The organism is Halomonas sp. 707D4, from assembly GCF_024158685.1.
In the GTDB taxonomy this organism is placed as follows: Bacteria; Pseudomonadota; Gammaproteobacteria; order Pseudomonadales; family Halomonadaceae; genus Vreelandella.
In genome coordinates this window covers 1-2242 of the sequence record NZ_JAMZBD010000489.1, presented here as the reverse complement: position 1 = coordinate 2242, position 2242 = coordinate 1, and the positions used below count along the sequence as shown (strand labels likewise).

General features: G+C 62.9%; 3 protein-coding genes and 1 pseudogene. 1 reads left to right on the top strand and 3 read right to left on the bottom strand.

Annotated elements, in window-relative coordinates; translation table 11 throughout:
* A partial coding sequence (locus BIS11_RS15645; protein ID WP_253586497.1) for an O-antigen ligase occupies nt 1–452 on the top strand: 452 nt, incomplete at its 5' end.
* A 39-nt stretch (nt 453–491) separates the two neighbouring features.
* Here BIS11_RS15645 and BIS11_RS15640 read toward each other — a convergent pair.
* From BIS11_RS15640 to BIS11_RS15630, 3 genes and pseudogenes are all read right to left on the bottom strand, one after another.
* Nucleotides 492–1346 (bottom strand): glycosyltransferase family 32 protein, encoded by an 855-nt coding sequence (locus BIS11_RS15640; protein ID WP_253422130.1) that lies wholly within the window; start codon nt 1344–1346, stop codon nt 492–494.
* A 53-nt stretch (nt 1347–1399) separates the two neighbouring features.
* The gene (locus BIS11_RS15635) at nt 1400–1981 is read right to left on the bottom strand and encodes a FlgO family outer membrane protein (RefSeq protein ID WP_253422133.1); all 582 of its coding nucleotides are present in this window, start codon (nt 1979–1981) and stop codon (nt 1400–1402) included.
* Between the two features lie 4 nt (nt 1982–1985).
* Nucleotides 1986–2242, bottom strand: a pseudogene (locus BIS11_RS15630) (hypothetical protein); the annotation flags it as partial.

Genomic DNA, 2242 nt, shown 5'->3' with positions numbered 1-2242 from the left:
ATACCTCGCTGGGACTTCGTTTCGAGATGTGGCGCGGGGCCGCCTCGCTCATTGGCGAGCGGCCGATACTGGGGTGGGGGGAGAGCGGATACGCCGAACAGATGCAGGCCTTGGGGGAGCGCGGCGTGATTTCGCCCGTGGCCGCCGAATTCGGCCACGCTCATAACGACTTCATCGATGCCACCGCCAAGCGCGGACTCATTGGCCTTGTCATCTTGCTCGCGCTTTATCTGGTGCCTATGCGCCTGTTCGCGCCGGGGCTTTCGCATCCCGACCTGACGGTGCGCTCGCTTGCCGTGGCCGGCACGCTGCTGCCAGTGGCCTATATCGATTTCGGACTTTCCCAGACTTTCATGGCCCACAACAGTGGGGCGATGTTCTACGCTTTCTGGCTTGCGGTCTGGTGGGGTAGCTTCAGCGCTTACAAGAAACGTGTCCAGGCACTCAATTGAGTAAGATTTGGTTGCAAGCGCTGCTATCGCGATAGGGCGCTACTTGAGTACTGTATCGCGCTTTTCCATCCGTTCCGGCTCCTCGAATGCGTCTCCCTTCGGCGCCACCACTGCCACCCGCGTCTGCTCCTTGGTCCACTTGCCCGCCTTCTTGTCGATGTACTGAAAGTGCTCGTTGGTGAAGCTTCCCTGGTTGCAGGCGTAGCGGTAGGCCACCGTAGGCACCGTGGCGGGGGCCAGGTGCTGGTTGAAGACGCCGGGGCCGGTCAGCTCGAACACGTTGGTGAGGGTGTTCGCCTCGATATTGCGCTGGACCTGGTCGATCAGAGTCAGCAGGTTGGGGTTTTTGGCCTTGCTTGCAATGAAGTAGTTGCTGATCTCGCCGCGCCGTGTGGTCACGAAGAGCTCCGGGGTCTCTTTTCCGATCACGCGGCCAAGCGGCCAGACCGCATGGGCGTCGATATCCAGGTAGACCCCGCCGTGATGGTAGAGCACCAGCAGCCGCCAGAAGTCCGCCTGGGCGGCCCCGATCTGCAGCCGGGCGTAGTTCTGGTTGATGCGCGTGTCGAAGTGACGGGCGATGAACGCCTGGCGCGCCTCGGTGATCATGAAGCGGTACTCGAAGCGTGGCGCCATCAACCGGTTGAAGAGGTAGTTCAGATAGACCGGCAGGGTGACGCGGTCGGTGAAGTTGGTCTGCCAGAGCGTGCGCGGTATGGCCGCCTCGCCGCGTGGTTTCAGAAGCGGCGGCGCGTAGGCGGGCAGGGTGAAGCGCTTGTTCGGTGCCAGCGCATGGAATGCGTAGCTCGAAAGCTTGGTGATGTTGGCGACAAGCTTGATCACTCGGCTTGCCGCCACGATGATCAGGCGACTTGCATTACTGGGTTGGGTCATGGGAAGCCCGTTTCCTGCCCTCGAAAAGGCGCCATCTTACCCGCAATACGGTGTCACCAGCCACCTTGCCCCTCGAGCAGGCTCAGCACGTTGTTGTCGATGGCGAGCTTGAAGTCCGCCGTGGCGAGCACCATCGCATCCCCCGCGCGCACCACCCGGGTGCTCACGTAGATGTAGTCCTGGCCCTGGGCGTAGGTGCCCATCAAGATCGAGCGGGCGTTGTTCTGAGAACTGAGCCTTTGCACCTGGCGCGACAGGATCAGCTCGCCCACGTTCTCCTCGATGAACATGCTGTCGCGCATCTTCACTTCGCGTACCTGCATGCCCTGCTGGGCCAGCGCCGAGGCCATGATCTCCGAGCTGATGCGCCCGAAGGTGGAGGAGGTGGTGAGGTTGTCGATGCTCACGAAGGTGGCGGCGATCATCGGGCTGTAGCGAGTCAAGGCAGGGTTGCCGGCCATCATCTGCGCGGCGGCCTCGTGGGCCAGTTGGGAAAGATCCGGCGGCGGGGGCTCCGGCGGGCGGCTCTGGTTGTTCGCGCAGCCGCTCAGCATCAGCGTGCCGAGCAGCGAAAGCGCCAGCAGGGCGCGGCGGCGGGGAAAGAGGTCGAAGAGTCCGGAAACGAGTGCGTGCATGACCTTACCAGGTATTGGTGAGCGGAACGGAAGGCTCGACGGGGGTGTACACCCGCTGGGGCGCGTACTGGCGCCGGTCGCCCTTGTTGATGTAGTAGATGTTGGACGACGAGTAGAGAATGCGTTCGCCGTCGATCACCTGGGTGGTGACGATGATCTCTTCGTTGCCGGTGTAGGTCCAGCTGCCGCTGGTGACGTCCGCCGCCATGGCGGCGGGAATCAGCCCCAGCGCCGGCTCGCTCCAGCGGTTGATCGGAATGG